The sequence below is a fragment of the Schaalia vaccimaxillae DSM 15804 genome (assembly GCF_000420425.1).
In the GTDB taxonomy this organism is placed as follows: domain Bacteria; phylum Actinomycetota; class Actinomycetes; order Actinomycetales; family Actinomycetaceae; genus Pauljensenia; species Pauljensenia vaccimaxillae.
In genome coordinates, this window is the sequence record NZ_ATUX01000006.1 from 76,818 (window position 1) to 94,344 (window position 17,527).

Annotated in this window: 17 protein-coding genes and 1 riboswitch; all 17 genes read left to right on the top strand. The window is 56.5% G+C overall.

What is annotated here, in order from left to right; genetic code table 11:
• The first annotated feature begins 65 nt into the window (after positions 1 to 65).
• Positions 66 to 377 carry an integration host factor, actinobacterial type gene (mihF, locus tag G439_RS0103385; RefSeq protein ID WP_022867782.1) on the top strand — a complete coding sequence of 104 codons (312 nt, stop codon included), beginning with the start codon at positions 66 to 68 and terminating at the stop codon, positions 375 to 377.
• A 45-nt stretch (positions 378 to 422) separates the two neighbouring features.
• Complete coding sequence (gene gmk, locus G439_RS0103390; RefSeq protein WP_022867783.1) at positions 423 to 980, top strand: guanylate kinase; 558 nt, start codon at positions 423 to 425, stop codon at positions 978 to 980.
• Positions 981 to 1,025: 45 nt separating this feature from the next.
• Positions 1,026 to 1,292, top strand: coding sequence for a DNA-directed RNA polymerase subunit omega (rpoZ, locus tag G439_RS0103395; RefSeq protein ID WP_022867784.1), 267 nt, complete (start codon positions 1,026 to 1,028; stop codon positions 1,290 to 1,292).
• Positions 1,293 to 1,297: 5 nt separating this feature from the next.
• A complete protein-coding gene (gene coaBC / locus G439_RS0103400; protein WP_022867785.1) occupies positions 1,298 to 2,536 on the top strand; it encodes a bifunctional phosphopantothenoylcysteine decarboxylase/phosphopantothenate--cysteine ligase CoaBC in 1,239 nt (412 codons plus the stop codon).
• Positions 2,533 to 3,735: a methionine adenosyltransferase gene (metK, locus tag G439_RS0103405; RefSeq protein WP_022867786.1), complete on the top strand. Its 1,203-nt coding sequence runs from the start codon at positions 2,533 to 2,535 to the stop codon at positions 3,733 to 3,735. Before coaBC ends, metK begins: the two co-directional genes overlap by 4 nt.
• 77 nt (positions 3,736 to 3,812) lie before the next feature.
• Positions 3,813 to 4,358, top strand: coding sequence for a vitamin K epoxide reductase family protein (locus tag G439_RS0103410; protein WP_424133825.1), 546 nt, complete (start codon positions 3,813 to 3,815; stop codon positions 4,356 to 4,358).
• Between the two features lie 47 nt (positions 4,359 to 4,405).
• The gene (locus tag G439_RS0103415; protein WP_040434609.1) at positions 4,406 to 6,385 is read left to right on the top strand and encodes a primosomal protein N' family DNA-binding protein; all 1,980 of its coding nucleotides are present in this window, start codon (positions 4,406 to 4,408) and stop codon (positions 6,383 to 6,385) included.
• Between the two features lie 31 nt (positions 6,386 to 6,416).
• Positions 6,417 to 7,361, top strand: coding sequence for a methionyl-tRNA formyltransferase (gene fmt, locus G439_RS0103420; RefSeq protein WP_022867789.1), 945 nt, complete (start codon positions 6,417 to 6,419; stop codon positions 7,359 to 7,361).
• Positions 7,361 to 8,833 (top strand): transcription antitermination factor NusB, encoded by a 1,473-nt coding sequence (locus G439_RS0103425; protein WP_022867790.1) that lies wholly within the window; start codon positions 7,361 to 7,363, stop codon positions 8,831 to 8,833. The genes fmt and G439_RS0103425 overlap by 1 nt, the downstream gene beginning before the upstream one ends.
• A gap of 45 nt (positions 8,834 to 8,878) precedes the next feature.
• The gene (gene rpe / locus G439_RS0103430) at positions 8,879 to 9,541 is read left to right on the top strand and encodes a ribulose-phosphate 3-epimerase (RefSeq protein WP_026459347.1); all 663 of its coding nucleotides are present in this window, start codon (positions 8,879 to 8,881) and stop codon (positions 9,539 to 9,541) included.
• Positions 9,542 to 9,619: 78 nt separating this feature from the next.
• A riboswitch (FMN riboswitch) is annotated at positions 9,620 to 9,744 on the top strand.
• Between the two features lie 60 nt (positions 9,745 to 9,804).
• Positions 9,805 to 10,578, top strand: coding sequence for an ABC transporter permease (locus tag G439_RS0103435; protein WP_026459348.1), 774 nt, complete (start codon positions 9,805 to 9,807; stop codon positions 10,576 to 10,578).
• 9 nt (positions 10,579 to 10,587) lie between these two features.
• Positions 10,588 to 11,631 (top strand): ABC transporter substrate-binding protein, encoded by a 1,044-nt coding sequence (locus G439_RS0103440; RefSeq protein ID WP_022867793.1) that lies wholly within the window; start codon positions 10,588 to 10,590, stop codon positions 11,629 to 11,631.
• Between the two features lie 77 nt (positions 11,632 to 11,708).
• The gene (locus G439_RS0103445) at positions 11,709 to 11,972 is read left to right on the top strand and encodes a phosphoribosyl-ATP diphosphatase (RefSeq protein ID WP_022867794.1); all 264 of its coding nucleotides are present in this window, start codon (positions 11,709 to 11,711) and stop codon (positions 11,970 to 11,972) included.
• An 8-nt stretch (positions 11,973 to 11,980) separates the two neighbouring features.
• Complete coding sequence (gene hisG, locus G439_RS0103450; RefSeq protein ID WP_022867795.1) at positions 11,981 to 12,826, top strand: ATP phosphoribosyltransferase; 846 nt, start codon at positions 11,981 to 11,983, stop codon at positions 12,824 to 12,826.
• A 38-nt stretch (positions 12,827 to 12,864) separates the two neighbouring features.
• A complete protein-coding gene (locus tag G439_RS0103455; protein WP_022867796.1) occupies positions 12,865 to 13,797 on the top strand; it encodes a helix-turn-helix transcriptional regulator in 933 nt (310 codons plus the stop codon).
• Positions 13,790 to 14,740 carry a helix-turn-helix transcriptional regulator gene (locus tag G439_RS11025; protein WP_022867797.1) on the top strand — a complete coding sequence of 317 codons (951 nt, stop codon included), beginning with the start codon at positions 13,790 to 13,792 and terminating at the stop codon, positions 14,738 to 14,740. The genes G439_RS0103455 and G439_RS11025 overlap by 8 nt, the downstream gene beginning before the upstream one ends.
• On the top strand, positions 14,737 to 17,517 hold the full coding sequence (locus tag G439_RS0103465) for a DEAD/DEAH box helicase (protein WP_022867798.1): 2,781 nt from the start codon (positions 14,737 to 14,739) through the stop codon (positions 17,515 to 17,517). The genes G439_RS11025 and G439_RS0103465 overlap by 4 nt, the downstream gene beginning before the upstream one ends.
• Positions 17,518 to 17,527 lie beyond the last annotated feature (10 nt).

The window sequence follows — 17,527 nt, forward strand, 5'->3', positions numbered from 1 at the left end:
GCAAACCACCGATAAAGGTGTCATGCTAATCACACGATTTGGTCCTATGTGAGGAGTGGTCCGAAATGGCTCTACCCGATCTGACTCCGCAGCAACGCGCCGAGGCGCTTGAGAAAGCGACACAAGCACGGCGTCGCCGCGCAGAGATTAAGACTGCGCTCAAGACCCGGCAGATGCAGCTATCTGAAGTTCTCACGATGGCCGAATCCGATGAAGCTATCGCAAAGATGAGGGTAGTTGCTTTGCTCGAATCCCTCCCGCGGGTCGGGACAACAACTGCTGCTGCACTCATGGAAGAGTGCGCCATCGCACCTTCGCGCAGAGTTCGTGGCTTGGGCCCAGTTCAGCGTGAGCAGCTCGTCAAGAAGTTTGGCTAGGCGCGCGATTCGGCCCAGAACCGATCCGGATGGCAGTATGACCACATGGACATTCCTCGCTTGACGGTTCTTGCAGGTCCCACGGCTGTGGGTAAGGGTACGGTCGTTGCTCTACTGCGACAACGACATCCTGAGCTTGTTGTGTCCATTTCAGCAACGACCCGTTCTCCGCGTCCAGGTGAAATCGACGGTGTCCACTACTACTTTGTCTCGGACTCCCAGTTCGATGACCTCATTTCCTCCGGCAATATGCTCGAATGGGCAACTGTCCATGGTAGACATCGCTATGGCACCCCCAGGCCTCCCGTCGACGAGGCATTAGATGCGGGTAAAAGCGTACTTCTGGAAATCGATCTGTCCGGCGCACGTCAGGTTCGTCAAAGCCGCCCAGATGCCCGCTTCGTCTTCCTTGCGCCACCGTCGTGGGACTGCCTTGTCGATCGGCTTGTCTCACGTGGCACCGAGGACGAAGCCGAACGCAGCCGTCGGCTCGAAACAGCCCGAATAGAAATGCAAGCGGAAAGCGAATTCGACACAACTGTGATCAATGACGACCTCAAGACCACCGTGTCCGAACTGGCTCGAGTCATGGGCCTGGAGTAGACTTGCCAACCGTGGCCAAATGGCCGAATTTTGAGGAGGAGACGTATGTCCGGAATCGTCGCACAGCCCGAGGGTATTACTTCACCGCCCATCGACGACCTGCTTGAGCATGTCGATTCGAAGTACGCGCTGGTGATCTTCGCGGCACGCCGCGCCCGACAGATCAACTCCTACAACCTTCAACTCGAACAGAACATGATTCAATTCGTTGGCCCTGTGGTCGATGTTGAGCCAGACGAAAAGCCTTTGGCTATCGCCCTGCGCGAGATCAACAAAGGTGTTCTGTCTCTCGAGGCTGAACCCGGAGCCTGATCGCTGTGTCCCGCACAATCATTGTCGGGGTCACCGCAGGAATAGCCGCGTACAAGGCAGCCAGCCTTGTGCGCGAGCTCATTAAAGCTGGGCACGATGTTCACATCGTGCCCACTCCTGCATCCACCCAATTCATTGGCACCGCAACATGGGAAGGCCTGACGGGTAACCCTGTCCACACTGGAGTGTTTGACGCTGGAGGCGCCGACCATATCGAGTTGGCGCGCCGCGCCGACCTCATTGTGGTGGCACCTGCAACCGCCGACTTTATTGCGCGCACACGTGCGGGCATCGCAGATGACCTGCTCACCACGACAATTTTGGCTTCCTCCTGCCCGGTGATCATCGCCCCGGCAATGCACACCCAAATGTGGTTGTCACAGGCCACCCAAGACAATGTAGAAACGCTTAAGTCTCGGGGAGTGATCTTCATCGCCCCTGAAGATGGAGCACTCGGCTCGGGAGACTTCGGCGTCGGCCGCATGGCTGCACCCCAGGCGATTGCCTGGCGCGCCCTCAATGTCTTGACCGGATCTGCTGGAAACGAATCCGACCTGGCATTAACAGGATGCCGTGTCCTCATCACTGCCGGCGGCACGCGTGAGCCTATCGACCCCGTTCGTTTTATAGGAAACTCATCTTCTGGCCGTCAAGGAGTTGCTTTGGCCCGGGCAGCCAGCGATGCGGGCGCTAATGTGACCCTGATCGCCTCAAATATTGACGCTTCTATTCTCAATGAATTGCCCTCCGGCATTTCGATTGTCAGCGCTCCAAGTGCAGCCGAGGTCGAAAAGAGCGTGATGGAACGTCTTAACCACATTGACGTCGTCATCATGGCTGCAGCTATTGCGGACTTCAGACCCAAAGCTGCGCATGACTCAAAGATCAAGAAGGATCCATTGTCAACCGAGGCTCCTACGATCGCGCTGGAACAAACCACCGATATTCTCGCCGCCGTAGCGCAGTCATCCGACCGTCCGTCAGTCCTAGTTGGTTTTGCTGCGGAAACGGGAACACTCGATGAAGTTCTCGAGCTCGGTCGCCAAAAGGCGCTTCGAAAGAACGCCGACCTACTTGCTGTTAACCGCGTCGGACACGGACACGGTTTTGGTGACGTTGATAATTCCGTCTATGTACTTGACCATCTTGGAAAGATGGTTGGCCAAGCATCGGGTACTAAAAGTATCGTTGCTCAGGAGTTGATCTCGATGATTGCCCTCAGACTCGGTACGATTGCCAGGTGACTTTCACTCGACAGCTTTTCACATCCGAATCCGTTACTGAGGGACATCCCGATAAGGTTTGTGACCGCATCTCCGACGCCATTCTCGACGCAATGCTTGAGGTAGACCCCCACGCGCGCGTTGCCGTCGAAACCATGGCCACCACCGGCTTAGTGCATGTCGCTGGTGAAGTCACCTGTAACGGCTACGTTGAGATCCCACAAATTGTGCGCGACGAGATCTGCAAGATTGGCTACACCTCATCCAAAGTTGGATTCGATGGAGCATCGTGCGGTGTTTCCATTTCTATTGGACAGCAAAGCCCCGACATCGCGGGAGGCGTTGACCAAGCGCTCGAAGTGCGTGAAGGTGCTCAGACTGATCCCAGGGACCGGCAAGGAGCAGGTGACCAGGGAATCATGTTCGGTTATGCCTGCGATGAGACTACTGAACTTATGCCTGCGCCAATTCATTTTGCCCACAGACTCGCCGAGCGCCTCGCCTATGTGCGTCAAGAGGGAATCGTCGAGGGGCTGCGCCCCGACGGCAAAACCCAGGTGACAATTGGCTACGAGGACGGTCGTCCAGTCAGCCTCGATACCGTCGTTATCTCCACCCAGCACGATGAAGACCGCAGCGGGGGATGGCTACATGATGCCCTGATTCAAGAGGTGCTTTCACCAGTCCTCGAAGCCGAGGGTGCTAAGGGGCTCAACATCGATGCTTCAGCTACCAACGTGCTCGTCAATCCGTCGGGGCGCTTCGTCATTGGTGGGCCAGCGGGTGATGCCGGACTCACGGGGCGCAAGATTATTGTCGATACCTACGGGGGAATGGCGCGTCATGGCGGCGGAGCATTCTCTGGCAAGGACCCGTCCAAGGTGGACCGTTCTGCGGCGTACGCTGCCCGCTGGGTTGCCAAGAATGTCGTGGCCGCAGGACTGGCGCAACGCTGCGAACTTCAGCTTGCCTACGCGATCGGACGGGCGCGCCCAGTGGGGCTGTATGTCGATACCTTTTCGACGGGCATTGTCCCAGACCATCGGATTGCCCAAGCAATTGAGGAAGTCTTTGACCTGCGTCCTGCGGGCATGATCGAAGACCTGGAGCTACTCCGTCCCATTTATCGCCAGACCGCCGCCTATGGACACTTTGGGCGCCAAGGCTTGCCTTGGGAACGTACCGATCGAGTCGATGCCCTCAAGGAGGCCATCCAATGATGCAGCGAAGCGGCGACTACGTTGTTGGTCAGGAGACTCCTGAATCGAAACGTTGGCATCAGCACACAGCTGTCGAGATGACTATCTCTGGCATCATCGGCCTATTGGCTTCAATGGTGCTCTCCATTGAAGCATGGGAGCTAGCCAAGGATTCTTCAGCCCGTTTTTCTTGCGATATTTCGTCGGTCTTGTCCTGCTCGACAGTGGCAACAACTCCACAAGCTCACCTCCTGGGATTTCCCAACGCTTTCCTCGGTATCCTTTTTGAATCCGTTGTGCTGGCAATCTCCGTGGCTATCTTTGCTCGCGTACAGTTCCCACGCTGGTACATGATTTGCGCAAATCTGCTGTACGCGATCGCTCTCTTCTTCGCCTACTGGCTGTTCTTGCAGTCTTACTTCGTTATCCATGTCCTGTGCCCCTGGTGCCTGTGCATCACCGTCACCACCACGCTGGTATTCGCAGGACTGACGAGGATCAATATTCGTGATGGGATTATTCCCGCGCCAGATAGCCTCCGTCACTTTGTTGTCAAAGGCTTTGACTGGGCAATCTGGGGTCTGATCCTCTTCGTCATCGCCGCAATGCTTGTCGCAGGTTACGGTGTCAAACTCTTCGCATAGGTCTAGCTAAAGGGCCGTCCGCAAATGAGGACGCTTGGTGATTGACTATGACTATGGACCCCGTTCAGGACACTTTCGAAGGTTTTGCCGCTCCTGAGCTTCCTCCTGCCCTGATTGCCAGAGTCATCGTCGACACAGATCTACCACATCTAGACCACCCCTTTGACTATCTCATTCCCGACAATCTCGTTGACCGCGCCCAGGTTGGTCATCTTGTACGCATCAGATTGGCTGGCAAAAGATATAACGGGTGGATTATTGACCGTCATATCAAGGCGCAGCAGCCACGCCTGGAATCTATCGAATCAGTGGTTTCAGCCTGCCCGGTGGTCAATCCACAGACCTTGCGTTTGGCACGAAGAATCGCCGATCGCCACATCTGTACCCTTTCACAGGTCCTTTCCCTGGCGATTCCTGCTCGTCATGCAGCAACAGAGAAGGCAGTGCTCAAGACCGCGCAAAGTTTGGTTGATACTCCCGTTACACACAACGACTTCGACGAAAGTCCCTGGCAGGAATGGAACGCAGGGCCGGCACTCATCGAGCACCTAAGCGGTGGCGGCAGCCCTCGGGCAGTGTGGACTGCTCTTGCTCACTACAAGCGTGCCCAGCTGGCCTGCATGGTTCAAGCGACCTTGGCTTCCCAACGCAGTGTCTTAATCGTCGTACCAACTTCTTGGCAAGCCCAAGAAATCAGCGAAAACCTTGCGCAAGACACTGGGTTTGGCATCGATTTGACCGGTTCGGACGTCGCTGCGGCAACAAGATACCAAGTTCACCTGACATCCTTGCAAGGGCAAACACGCATCGTTGTGGGGACACGGTCAGCGGTGTGGACTCCTCTTCAATCGCTAGGGCTCATTGTTGTGTGGGACGACGCCGATGACAGGTTGGTCGAGCAGCGGGCCCCGCGTTGTGATGCCCTGGATGTTGCGGTGGCGCGATCGCATCTTGAAGATTGTGCTCTGGTGTGCGGAGCCTATAGCCGTTCGATCAAAGCCCAGGCGCTCGTACAATCAGGGTGGGCTGCCTCCCTGGTCCCCAATGACACCGCCCGCCATTTGTCCGCCCCAAAGATCCACGTCCATGGTGAGGCCGAAGCTGACCGTGAAGGCCCGTCAGGATATTCCCGACTGCCTTCGGCAGCGCTTCGAATGATTCGCAACGGGCTCAAAGTCGGTCCCGTTTTAGTGCAAGTAGCCAACGCTGGTTATGTGCCAGCAATCCGCTGCGGTCGTTGTCACAAAACGGCGCGGTGCCCCCAGTGCGCGGGCCAACTATCAATGAGTGTCAATGGGACAATCACCTGTACATGGTGTTCACGAGAAGCCACGCAGTGGCGTTGCCAAGTGTGTTCTTCTACGAAGTTACGGGCTGTTCGTGTGGGGTCTGAACGTACCGCTGAAGAATTAGCTCGCAATCTCTCTGACGTATCCATTCTTGAATCATCATCAACTCATCGAATCACTCGGCATATCCTTGACAAGCCTCAAGTGGTCGTAGCCACGGCCGGAGCGGAACCACAAGCCACCAATGGCTACGAGGCAGTATTAGTGCTCGACGCGCAAGCGATCGCTGGAAGACCTGAGCTCTGGGCTCCGCAAGAGGCTCTGCGTCGGTGGTTTAATGCTTTCTCGTTGCTGGCTCCCGGCCGTCACGGCATGATTATTGGTCAGATCGGTTCCGAACTGGGGCAGGCGATGGTTCGTTGGGATCCTGTGGACGCTGCCCAACGATTGCTTGATGAACGCGAAGCATTACGTTTCTTTCCAGCCACAACGATCATCGCTTTGGATGGTCCAAGCTCTCAAGTTCTTCCAGTTGTCGCACAGATTGACGCGCCCATCCTGGGAACCGTGGACCGAAAAGATCCAGCCACTGGGCAGGCTTTTGTGCGATGCCTTGTGCGAGTGGAAAAGGCTCAGTCACTTGACTTACTCAAGAATTTGGCACAGATCCAAAGAACACGCGCTTCACGGAAAATGCCTGTCATTAAAATGACAGTGAATCCGCCCGAGCTGTTCTGATGGGGCGGGCGCCCTCGCATAGACTGGGGGAGTGCGTATTCTTTTTGCAGGAACCCCGCAAGCGGCTGTCCCCACCCTCAAAGCCTTGATCGGCTCCGATCATGACGTTGTCGCAGTGCTGACCCGTCCGCCCGCACGCTCCGGTCGTGGAAGATCCTTGCATCCCTCGCCGGTTGCGCAGGTCGCAACCGAACACGGCATTGAACTCATCGAGACTTCCACGCTTAAAACCCCGCAGGTCAAGACACGCGTGGAGGAAACGAATCCTGACTTGGCGGTCGTCGTTGCCTATGGCGCCCTCGTACCTGCTGATGTGCTGAGCCTACCAACGCACGGTTGGATCAATCTGCACTTTTCTGACCTGCCCAGATGGCGAGGAGCAGCTCCTGTTCAGTGGGCGATCCTGGCCGGCGATACAACAACTGCCTCATGTGTTTTCCAGCTTGAAGAAGGATTAGACACGGGTCCAGTTTTTTCGCGCCAACGTCTAGAAATCGGTCATGAAACCTCCGGCGAGCTCTTAGAACGGATGTCGACTATGGGCGCTGACCAGGTTCTTGAAGTCGTCGACAAGATCGCAAAAGATGGCGCCACTGCAATTCCTCAAACACCGCTCGATGAAGAAACCCCGCACGCCCGTATGCTCCGCCCCGCAGACGGCTTCATCACCTTTACTGAAACGGCAGTGCAGACCGATCAACGTATCCGCGCGGTAAGCCCCAATCCCGGTGCTTACACGACTTTGCCCGATGGTCGCAGACTCAAGCTCGCCAACTGTCAGGCGTGCCCAGAACCTCAATTAGCTCCCGGACAGGTCCACGCTACCAAGACGGATGTCTACGTCGGGTGTAGTGATGGCAGTTTGCGCTTAGGAAGGGTGGCGCCTGCAGGTAAAGGGTGGATGGACGGCGCGGCGTGGGCTCGCGGCGCACGCCTCGAAGTTGGCGCAGTCCTGGGACAACCACAGGAGAACTAATGGCTACTCACCGATATTCCGACGGCTACCGTGCGAAAAGACAGGTAGACGCCCCTCGCAGGGTGGCATTCAATGTGCTCTCCCAGGTCACCTCTCAAGACGCGTACGCAAATATTCTTCTTGCCAAAGTACTGCGCGAGATCCGACGCCAAGAACGCTTCGATGCCAGAGATGCTGCCTTCACCTCTGAACTCGTTCATGGAACTTTACGTGCCCGAGGACGTCTGGACTGGGTGATCTCCCAGTATCTGAGTCGACCTATTGACCAGACTGATCCAATGGTCATCGATCTACTTCGATTGGGGGCCCACCAGCTTCTCAATATGAGAGTTCCAGATCATGCAGCGGTATCGACAACGGTGGATCTGGCTCGCGAGCATCTGACTGAAGGACCCGCGCGTATGGTCAATGCGGTGCTGCGCGCAATCACCCGCGAGGAACCCGGTTCGATCGATGCCAAGATCGACGCTCTGGAGGATCCGCTCGAAAGACTCAGCGTACGAACGTCGCATCCAGTCTGGATGATCAACGCTTTTCGCGAAGCCCTTGTAGGACACGGATACGATGCCAACGAGTTAGAGGATCTTCTGGACGCTGACAATGAGCCTCCTTTGGTGACCTTGGCTGCAAGGCCAACCCTCATCCATCCAGCGGCCTTGGCTGATGAAGCTCAAGAGATCCTTTCCACGCGCGTTGCACCCGGAGACTTCAGTGAATACGCGGTGATTCTTGAATCCGGAGATCCTGCTTTGCTGCCTGCAATCCGAGACGGGCGTGCGGGCGCACAGGACGAAGGTTCTCAGTTAGCTGCGATCATCGCCGCAGCAGCACCAATTGAGGGTCCCGACTCCCAGTGGCTCGATCTATGCGCAGGACCTGGCGGCAAAGCCTCACTGTTGGGCGCCATTGGTGCTCAACGCGGAGCAAAGCTCACCGCCAATGAGGTGCATTCGCATCGAGCACGACTGATCGAACGCACAACACGTTTGCTCGATAATGTCGAGGTTGTGTCGGGCGATGGGCGGGTCTTTGGAGGTCCACGTACGTCGTGGCCATTTGGGTCTTTTGACCGCGTCGTTGTCGACGCCCCGTGTTCGGGTCTGGGATCAATGCGCCGACGTCCAGAGGCACGGTGGCGAAAGTCCGAGGCCGACTTGGCAGACCTCGTGGCCCTTCAACGGGATCTCCTTGACAGGGCTCAGGCTCTGACTCGGCCGGGCGGCGTCCTGGTCTATATCACCTGTTCTCCTCACCTAGCTGAGACGCGTGACCAGGTTGAGCGCCTGCTATCCCAAGGCGGTGTCGAATTGCTGGATGCTATTGAGCTAGCTAATGGTGTCTCGCCAACGCCGCTCGAGGTTCCAAAGTCGGCAGGTGTCGTTTCCGGTGGAGGCCAGGGACGCACCCTACAAATGTGGGATCACCGCTACGGCACTGACCTGATGTTCGTGTCAGTCATGCGCAAACTGTGAATCGAATACCCAATTTGTTCCATACCCACAGGTAGCATGACTTTCATGAAACCGATGATCTCACCTTCCATTCTCAACTGTGACATCGCTGATCTACGCGGTGAATTGACCAAGATTCAAAACGCAGACAGGGCACACGTGGATTGCATGGACAACCACTTCGTGCCGAATCTGTCCTGGGGAGTGCCTGTGGCCGAGGCCGTCGTCAAGTCCGGCATCCTTCCCGTAGACGCTCATCTGATGATTGCAGATCCGGATCGTTGGGCACCTGCTTATGCCGAGATTGGCTGCGAATCAGTGACATTCCACGCCGAGGCCGCAACTGCACCTTTGCGTTTAGCTCGAGAATTGCGGCATCTGGGTTCAAAGGCGGGTCTCGCCCTTCGCCCAGCCACGGACATCGACCCTTTCGTCGATATTTTGGGTGAATTCGACATGATCCTCGTGATGACCGTCGAACCTGGTTTTGGAGGCCAGTCCTTTATTGAGTCGATGATGGCGAAGGTACGCCGTACCCGTGAGGCTATTAGCGCCGCCGGACTCGAGGTTTCTATTCAGGTTGACGGTGGCATTTCACGCAAGACCATTGAAATTGCGGCCGAGGCAGGAGCAGATAACTTCGTGGCCGGATCTGCGGTCTTTAAAGCTGACGACGCCTACGCCGAGGTCGAAGAACTGCGCCGGCTGGCTGCACAACACTGCCACTGATTCTTTCGCCGCAGCCGCTCGGCACCGCTATTGAGAGCTGTAGTCGCATTGGCACTCAATCAGTGGCACAATATCCTCCGAGTACTCCGGGGTCGGTGAAAGTCCGAACCGGCGGTGATAGTCCGCGACCCGTCCGCTATCGGATGGTTGAATCGGTGAAAATCCGATACCGACGGTTAAAGTCCGGATGGGAGGAGTGCAGCGCGTGCGGCGTAGCCGCGTGCGCCACGCCGTGCGTACCCGGATGCCGGAAAGGGCGCCTCGTGGCACGTCGATCCAAGCCAACAGGTCAAATGACCGTCGTGGCGCCGATCGTATTTCTCACCATCTGCTTGGCAGCATGGTGGGCCGCGACATCTCTAACCGGCATCGAATCTTGGCGTTTACCTTCACCGGCAGACACCTGGAATCGTGCGCAGGCTTTGCTCTCGCAGGCATCAATTTGGAAGCGTGTTGGCATCACTGCGACCGAAGCCCTCATTGGGTCGGCGCTGGGGGCGGTCATTGCTCTTCCACTTGCCTACATCATTTATCGGTCGCGGCTCATCCAGGCCGCGGTCGAACCCTTCCTCGGCGCCACCCAGGCGCTACCAGCAATCGCCTTGGCACCGCTCCTGGTCCTGTGGATCGGTTACGGGCTGTGGTCGATTGCTGCCCTGTGCACACTCATGGTGTTCTTTCCCATTTTGGTTTCTACAGTTGTAGGTCTTCGACACCTTGATTCTGAGGTGCTTGAAGCTGCAGAACTTGACGGTGCTTCTGGCTTCAAAATGGCTTTTGCTATTGAGCTGCCACTTGCAGCACCGTCAATTCTGGCCGGACTTCGTAACGGTTTTACTCTGTCGGTGACCGGCGCAGTAGTGGGGGAGATGGTCATGGGTGGCTCGGGGCTCGGGCAGGTGCTCACCCAAACCCGAACAAATGTTGATACCGCTGGAATGTTCGTCACGATCCTCATTTTGTGCATCATGGCGACCATCGCCTACATCGTGATTTACAGGATCGAACGCTCCCGCCGGTACGACATCGAGCAATGAAGGTCACAAATGATTCACGTGAATACAGCCACCCGATGGGGTGGAACTATTGCCGCAGCAGCGCTCATTCTCTCCGCGTGCAGCTCGGCTCCATCCGATCAATCGTCCGCCGTTGAACAAACGCAGTCCACGATTGCCGCCGAATCGGTCACTGTCGGACTGACGTACATTCCCAACGTTCAGTTCTCCCCAGTTTATGTAGCCGAAGACCACGGTCTCTTTGACGATCGCGGCATTGACGCAACGATTCGCCATCACGGCAGCGATGAAGGATTATTTACCGCGTTAATTTCGGGGGAGGAACATGTTGTCGTTGCCTCAGGCGACGAAGCGATGGTGGCCCGCGATCAAGGAATGGACCTGGTGTCCATTGGCGCCTACTACCGAAGCTATCCGGCAACTGTAATCGTTCCGGCAGACTCCGACATTGATTCCCTTGATGATCTCAAAGGCAAGTCCATTGGGATTCCCGGAGAGTACGGATCGAACTGGTATGCAGCTCTTTCGGCCCTCAAGCAGGCAGGATTGACTCGCGAGGACGTCAAGATTGAATCCATCGGATACACGCAGCAAGCAGCTATTGCGCAAAAGTCCGTTGATGCGGTCATCGGATTCACCAACAACGACCTCGTCCAGATGCGCCGCGGCGGAATCGACGTGCGCACCGTCGACCTCGATCCTGAGCAGACTGCGCTGGTCGCGGCCTCGATTATTACTACTCGTCAGTGGGCCCAAGATAATCCCGAACAAGCCAAAGCTGTTGTCTCAGCAATTACCTCGGGCACGCAAATGATTCTCAATGATCCCGAGTTGGCAATCTCTGCCACCCAGAAACGCGACGATACTTTGACCCAGGAAGAGCAACTCGATACGGCTCGAGCTGTTCTTCAAGCAACTCTTGAACTCATGGTTGATGACTCTGGCAAAGCCTCGGCGGTGCAGGATCTTGACGTGTGGAAGAACATGGCTGTCTTCCTAGCCGATGTGCCCGACCTCGTCTCGACCACTCCGGACGCTGGCAAGGCCGTCACCAACGACTACGTCAGCCAGTGATGCCAGCGGCGTCCTGCCTGGGTCTTAACGAACGGGCAGGACGCCGAATGTGCTTCGACTCGCGCTAGTGTGTTCCTGTGACTACTTTTGAAGACCTTTTTGAAGAGCTATCCCAGAAAGCGCAATCCCGCCCAGCAGGTTCGGGAACCGTTGATGAACTCGATAAAGGCGTCCACTTCATCGGCAAGAAAATTGTTGAAGAAGCCGGTGAGGTATGGATGGCCGCTGAATATGAATCCCTAGATGATTGTGCGCTAGAGATTTCTCAACTCATCTACCACGCGCAGGTCATGATGATCGCCAAAGGTCTGACTCTCGACGATATTTACAAGCACCTGTGAGGACTTCCATGCTGCGCATTGCTGTGCCCAATAAGGGTTCCCTGTCTGATCCGGCGATTTCTTTGTTGGCCGAGGCCGGCTACAAGACCAAGCGTCGAGGACGTGAGCTGGTCTTGACCGACTCTGATAATGACGTTGAATTGTTCTTCCTGCGCCCCCGCGATATCGCCGTGTATGTGGGCCGCGGTTCCATCCACGCGGGTATCACCGGACGCGACTTGCTTCTGGACTCGGGTACCGCAGCGGTCGAGCACCGAGCGCTAGGCTTTGCTCGTTCCACGTTCCGTTTCGCGGCGCCTCAAGGCCAGATCACGCAGCTGAGCCAGATCGAAGGCCAACGCGTGGCAGCCTCCTACGACCTGCTTGTGCGCAGCTACCTGGAATCGCAGGGAATCACTGCAGAGGTGGTCCACCTTGACGGCGCGGTTGAATCGTCTGTTCGTCTGGGGGTCGCTGACCTCATCGCTGATGTTGTCGAAACAGGTTCGACTCTCAAAGCTGCTGGCCTCGAAGTTTTTGGCGAGCCAATCCTTGAGTCTGAAGCCATTCTCATCACTCGAGAAGAACTGCGTGACGATCCTGCCCTAGCAACTCTCGACCGTCGGCTCGAAGGCGTTCAAGTCGCGCGGTCCTACGTCCTCATCGACTACAACGTGCGCCAGGACGACCTTGAAGCGACCATCGCTATTGCACCGGGCTTCGATTCACCCACGGTCAGCCCGCTGGTGGATTCGGAGTGGATGGCGGTCCGCGCAATGGTTCCGTCCCAAGGAGTCAATCTGGTGATGGACCGTCTCCACCAGGCCGGAGCAAGGGGCATTATCGTTACTCAACTGACGGCTTCCCGTCTGTGATGTTCCTCCTCACCGGCTTGGCCCCGTAGGCTGAGCCGGTGAGCTACGAATTGTCGACGAATGTCCGGGTACTCGGGCTGTTCTTCGAATTGTTGACGGCCGAGCGAGGACGAACGAAGCAGCAGATTCGCCACCTGCTCGGCTACGAAGGGCTGTCTGAATCGGCCTTCGAATCGCAATTTCAACGCGACAAGGATGCCCTTCGAGACGTCGGCATTGTTCTGGATGTGGGCGCTGACGAACGCTATCGCGTCGCCGATTCCTCTTTCGCTGCGGTGGATGTGACTCTGGACGACACCGACATCTCTCTGATTCATATGGCTATCCAGGCTTGGAATGGTCAAGATCTTGCGTTTAGTCTGGTCGAGCCCAAACTTGCAGCGTCAACGAATGCGAATGTTATACAGCGGTCTGCGGGTTTAACTCTCGATTTGAGCGGCGCTACCACTGTTGCAAATCTGACCCGAGCTATCGCTGAGCGTCGTGTTGTGTCCTTCCTGTACGGATCGGTCAATGGTCTTTTTGAAAGGGCTGTATCGCCGTGGCGATTGATTGTGCGAGGCCGCGCACTGTACCTGTGGGGTCAGGATTTTGATCGTGACGATGATCGGCTCTTCCGTATTTCACGTTTTCGCTCCGAAGTGTCATTTTTGGGCGAGCCGGGTGATGCTCTACCAGCCCCTGAAACTTTCACTGATCCTTTCACAGAGCTTGTCGTGAGTCCCATTTTGGCGGTCAGTGCTCAGGCAACTGGCCCTGTGGTCACGCACAGTGAAGCGCTAGAAGTTGAATCTCCGGACCTCGGCCCCGATTGGACTCTCATGCGCGGCGAGGAGGCCGAACTGGGGGAGTGGATCTCCGCAGTGTTGCAGCAAGCAGATCGCGTTATTGTCGTTGAACCCAAGCGTCTCAAAGATGCGGTCTTGGCACGACTCAATGCCGCAGCAAGGTGGGAGGACCGTCATGCCTGAAGCAGTCCCCGTTGCGCTTTCTCGCTTGCTTTCAATGGTCAGTTGGATTGGTGACCATCCGGGTATTACCATCGAAGAGTTAGCTCAACACTTTGGCCGAACCAAACGCCAAATCACACGAGATATTGAAAACCTTGGCCAAGTCGGAGACTCGTTACCTGGGCGGTCATTCGAAGTTGACTGGAACCTCTACGCCAGCCAGGCAAAACTCTCGATTCGAACGACACTCGGTGCAGATCTTCCTCCTCGATTAACTGAAGCAGAAGCCACCGCCATCATCGTGGGACTTCACGCTGTATCCGGCGCTTTAGACCATGACCTGCGCGAGCGCCTACCGCGCGTGGCAATGGCTGTGCGTCATTTGAGCCCAGGAATCCCCGCTGACTCAGTCGTTGCTGCCTACCAAGACGAGCACCCTGATCAGCTCGACCCGATATTGAGCGCTTTGCGCGAACAATGCCAGTTGGGATTCACATACCTCAAGTCCGATGGTGGAGCATCCTTACGGATTGTGGATCCCTGGCAGGTCTCTATGGGTTCCCAGGGGTGGCTGTTGCACGGATGGTGCCACCAGGCTCAGGATCAGCGGACCTTCCGGGTGGACCGTATGAGTGATGTTCACCAGATCCAGGCCTGTGCCTCTCAAGCTCCGACAAGCCCTCCGGTGCAGAGTCCAAGCAGCGTGCGGCTGACCGTAGGCCCTGGGGCTCAGTGGCTCATTGACGAGGCCGGAGCAGCGGTCTTAGGCCACGAGGCGGATGGCGCTATGCGAATTGAATTGCGAGTATGGGATGAGGAATGGTTGGAAGCGATGCTCATCGACATCTCCCCATTTTTGATCGATGCTCCCACTGACCTCGTCGAGCGAATGAGATCTCGCGCCAACGCAGCCTTACACCGGTGGTCAACTATGCCTGGACTGGAATTTCAGGAGGAAGAATGAGCCCGAAACGCCGTCGGCGTAGAGCAACTTCGCCCAGCATGGAGCCAAGCATTGAACCAGCTCTAAGTGCAGCCGAAAGAATGGCAGCTTTCAAAGCAAACCAAGCTGAGCAAGCCTCTGTCCGCCACGCCTGGGCCTCGACCTTAAGTTTTCGCCCTGATCCTTTTCAAATTGAGGGAATGGATGGTGTCGAGGACGGTGATTGCGTTCTCGTTGCTGCCCCCACTGGAGCAGGTAAAACTGTCGTGGGCGAATTTGCCACTCATTTGGCGATGATCCGAGGCAAGAGGAGTTTTTACACAACCCCCATCAAGGCCCTGTCGAACCAGAAGTATCTCGACTTGTCACAGCGTTTCGGCTCAGACAACGTTGGCCTGCTCACGGGCGACACTTCAATCAATCCCAACGCTGCGATAGTTGTCATGACCACGGAGGTCCTGCGCAACATGATTTATGCGGGAGCTGATTTATCCGAGCTTGACTCCGTTGTCCTTGACGAAGTGCACTATTTAGCTGACCGTTTTCGCGGGCCGGTGTGGGAAGAAGTCATTATTCACCTGCCGCACCCGATCCAGGTTGTGGCTTTGTCAGCAACAGTGTCGAACGCTGAAGAGTTCGGCGCTTGGATTAAAGAGGTCCGCGGCTCCTGCCGAATCATTGTGTCCGAAACTCGTCCCGTTCCCCTCTACCAGCACATGATGGTGGGCGAAGAGCTATTTGACCTCTACGCGCCAACAAAGGATGCTGTCGCCCGAGGTCGCCTCAACCCCGAGCTCGTCCACGCCGTTGCACCCGGCCCTGGCGGGCGTGTGGGCAGGGGAGGACGCAACTGGGCTGAATCTGGACAACGCAGACCCGTGCGACGCGAATCTCGCCCATCAACTCTTATTACCTTAGATCGGGCTGGCCTTTTACCGGCGATTACCTTCATCTTTTCTCGCGCCGGTTGCGAAGACGCCGTTCATCAGATTCTCAGCTCTGGCATTGTGCTGACAACGCGTCAGGAGTCTGAACAGATTCGTAACTTTGTCGAGTCTGCAACTGCTCTCATCGATGCTTCCGATTTTGCGGTGCTCGGTATCGATCAGTGGACGCGCGCCTTGATGAGGGGAGTGGCAGCCCATCACGCAGGCATGCTTCCAGTAATGAAAGAGACTGTCGAATATCTATTCCTTCACGGCCTGGTCAAGATGGTGTACGCGACAGAGACTTTGGCGCTGGGGATCAATATGCCTGCCCGAACCGTGGTCATCGAATCACTGCGCAAGTGGAATGGTGCCTCTCATGTGCAGTTAACACCGGGGGAGTACACCCAGTTGTCGGGGCGAGCAGGTCGACGCGGCATCGACATCGAAGGGCACGCAGTCGTACTCCACCGAGGCACCGTAGCCCCCGAGGAAGTGGCGGCTCTCGCGTCGAAACGTACCTATCCGCTCATTAGTGCTTTTCATCCGACCTACAACATGGTGGTCAATCTTCTCGAGCATTCTTCGCGCGCCGCCACTCGTGACGTTTTGGAGACCTCCTTCGCCCAATTCCAAGCTGATGGTGCAGTAGTTCATTTGGCAACCCGTTCGCGTGAGCTGGTACGTAGGCGCGCTGACCTGGAAGAGGAAATGCATTGCGACCTGGGAGATGCCGGGGAGTACTTTTCCTTGCGAGATCAGATTTCATTGGCTCAAAAGGAAGCATCGAAGAACAGGGCTGCTGCCCGCAGACACCAGATGCGCGAGACGCTGGCTGGCCTCAAACCTGGAGACGTTGTGGCGTATCGCAAGGGACGACGCCAATTGCATGGAGTCGTGGCCGCAATGGCCCATTCGGCTGCCGGTCAGGTCATTCCCCAGGTGATTGGTACTGATTCAAAGTGGCATCATCTTTTAGCCGAGGGCGCTCCGGGCGGCCTCGATGTTGTGGGGCGGATGAAGATTGCTGGTGGCTCGGCATTACACCGTAATAAGGAGAGAGTGCGTATTGGAGAGGAACTGCGCCGTCTAGTGCGCTCGGGGAATCTTGCTCCCACGCCCTCGTCACCCACTATGGGCCAGGATGAGCACATCCGCGCCCTGGAGACGCGGCTTCGCTCTCATCCGGTCCACCGTTGTCCTCAGCGTGAATCTCATGCTCACGCAGGCCATGAGTGGGCGCGTCTAAGTCGCCAGATCGATCAAACGATGGCTTCGATAGATTCGCGAACAAACTCCGTAGCCAAGGAGTTTGATCGGGTGTGTGCAGTACTTGATCAGCTCGGTTTTCTCAACGGCGAGCAAGTGAGCGAATCGGGACGCCAACTGCGTCGTGTCTTCGGTGAGCGTGACCTCATCACAATGGAAGCCATTGTCAGTGGCGCCTGGGACGATCTTGAGCCGGCCGAATTGGCGGCGATTGCGTCGGCGTGCGTGTTTGAGTCTCGCTCGGACGAGGCCGATCCCACAGTGCTGCCAGTGGGGGTCAATGCTCGCTTGGCCCAGGCTTGGGAGCGCACTTTGGCGGCCATGGGACGGGTTCACGCAGCAGAAAAATCATGCGGAACACAGCTATCCGCCCAGCTAGACTCAGGTTTAATGACCGCATGTTTGGCATGGGCTCACGGAGCTTCTTTGTCCACTGCGCTGTCAGAGTGCGACCTGCAGGGTGGAGACTTTGTCCGCTGGATTCGACAGGTGATGGATCTGCTGGATCAGTTGCGACACCTGGATCGCGGTGAGATTGGCGAAAAGGCGAAGAAAGCTCGCCAACTTCTTGTTCACGGAGTGGTCTCATGGTCAAATCTGTAAAGACAGGGGG

Coding starts and splice junctions, on each gene's coding strand:
- mihF (WP_022867782.1), top strand. CDS start 66: ATGGCTCTACCCGATCTGACTCCGCAGCAACGCGCCGAGGCGCTTGAG.
- gmk (WP_022867783.1), top strand. CDS start 423: ATGGACATTCCTCGCTTGACGGTTCTTGCAGGTCCCACGGCTGTGGGT.
- rpoZ (WP_022867784.1), top strand. CDS start 1,026: ATGTCCGGAATCGTCGCACAGCCCGAGGGTATTACTTCACCGCCCATC.
- G439_RS0103410 (WP_424133825.1), top strand. CDS start 3,813: ATGACTATCTCTGGCATCATCGGCCTATTGGCTTCAATGGTGCTCTCC.
- G439_RS0103415 (WP_040434609.1), top strand. CDS start 4,406: ATGACTATGGACCCCGTTCAGGACACTTTCGAAGGTTTTGCCGCTCCT.
- G439_RS0103425 (WP_022867790.1), top strand. CDS start 7,361: ATGGCTACTCACCGATATTCCGACGGCTACCGTGCGAAAAGACAGGTA.
- rpe (WP_026459347.1), top strand. CDS start 8,879: ATGAAACCGATGATCTCACCTTCCATTCTCAACTGTGACATCGCTGAT.
- G439_RS0103440 (WP_022867793.1), top strand. CDS start 10,588: ATGATTCACGTGAATACAGCCACCCGATGGGGTGGAACTATTGCCGCA.
- hisG (WP_022867795.1), top strand. CDS start 11,981: ATGCTGCGCATTGCTGTGCCCAATAAGGGTTCCCTGTCTGATCCGGCG.
- G439_RS11025 (WP_022867797.1), top strand. CDS start 13,790: ATGCCTGAAGCAGTCCCCGTTGCGCTTTCTCGCTTGCTTTCAATGGTC.
- G439_RS0103465 (WP_022867798.1), top strand. CDS start 14,737: ATGAGCCCGAAACGCCGTCGGCGTAGAGCAACTTCGCCCAGCATGGAG.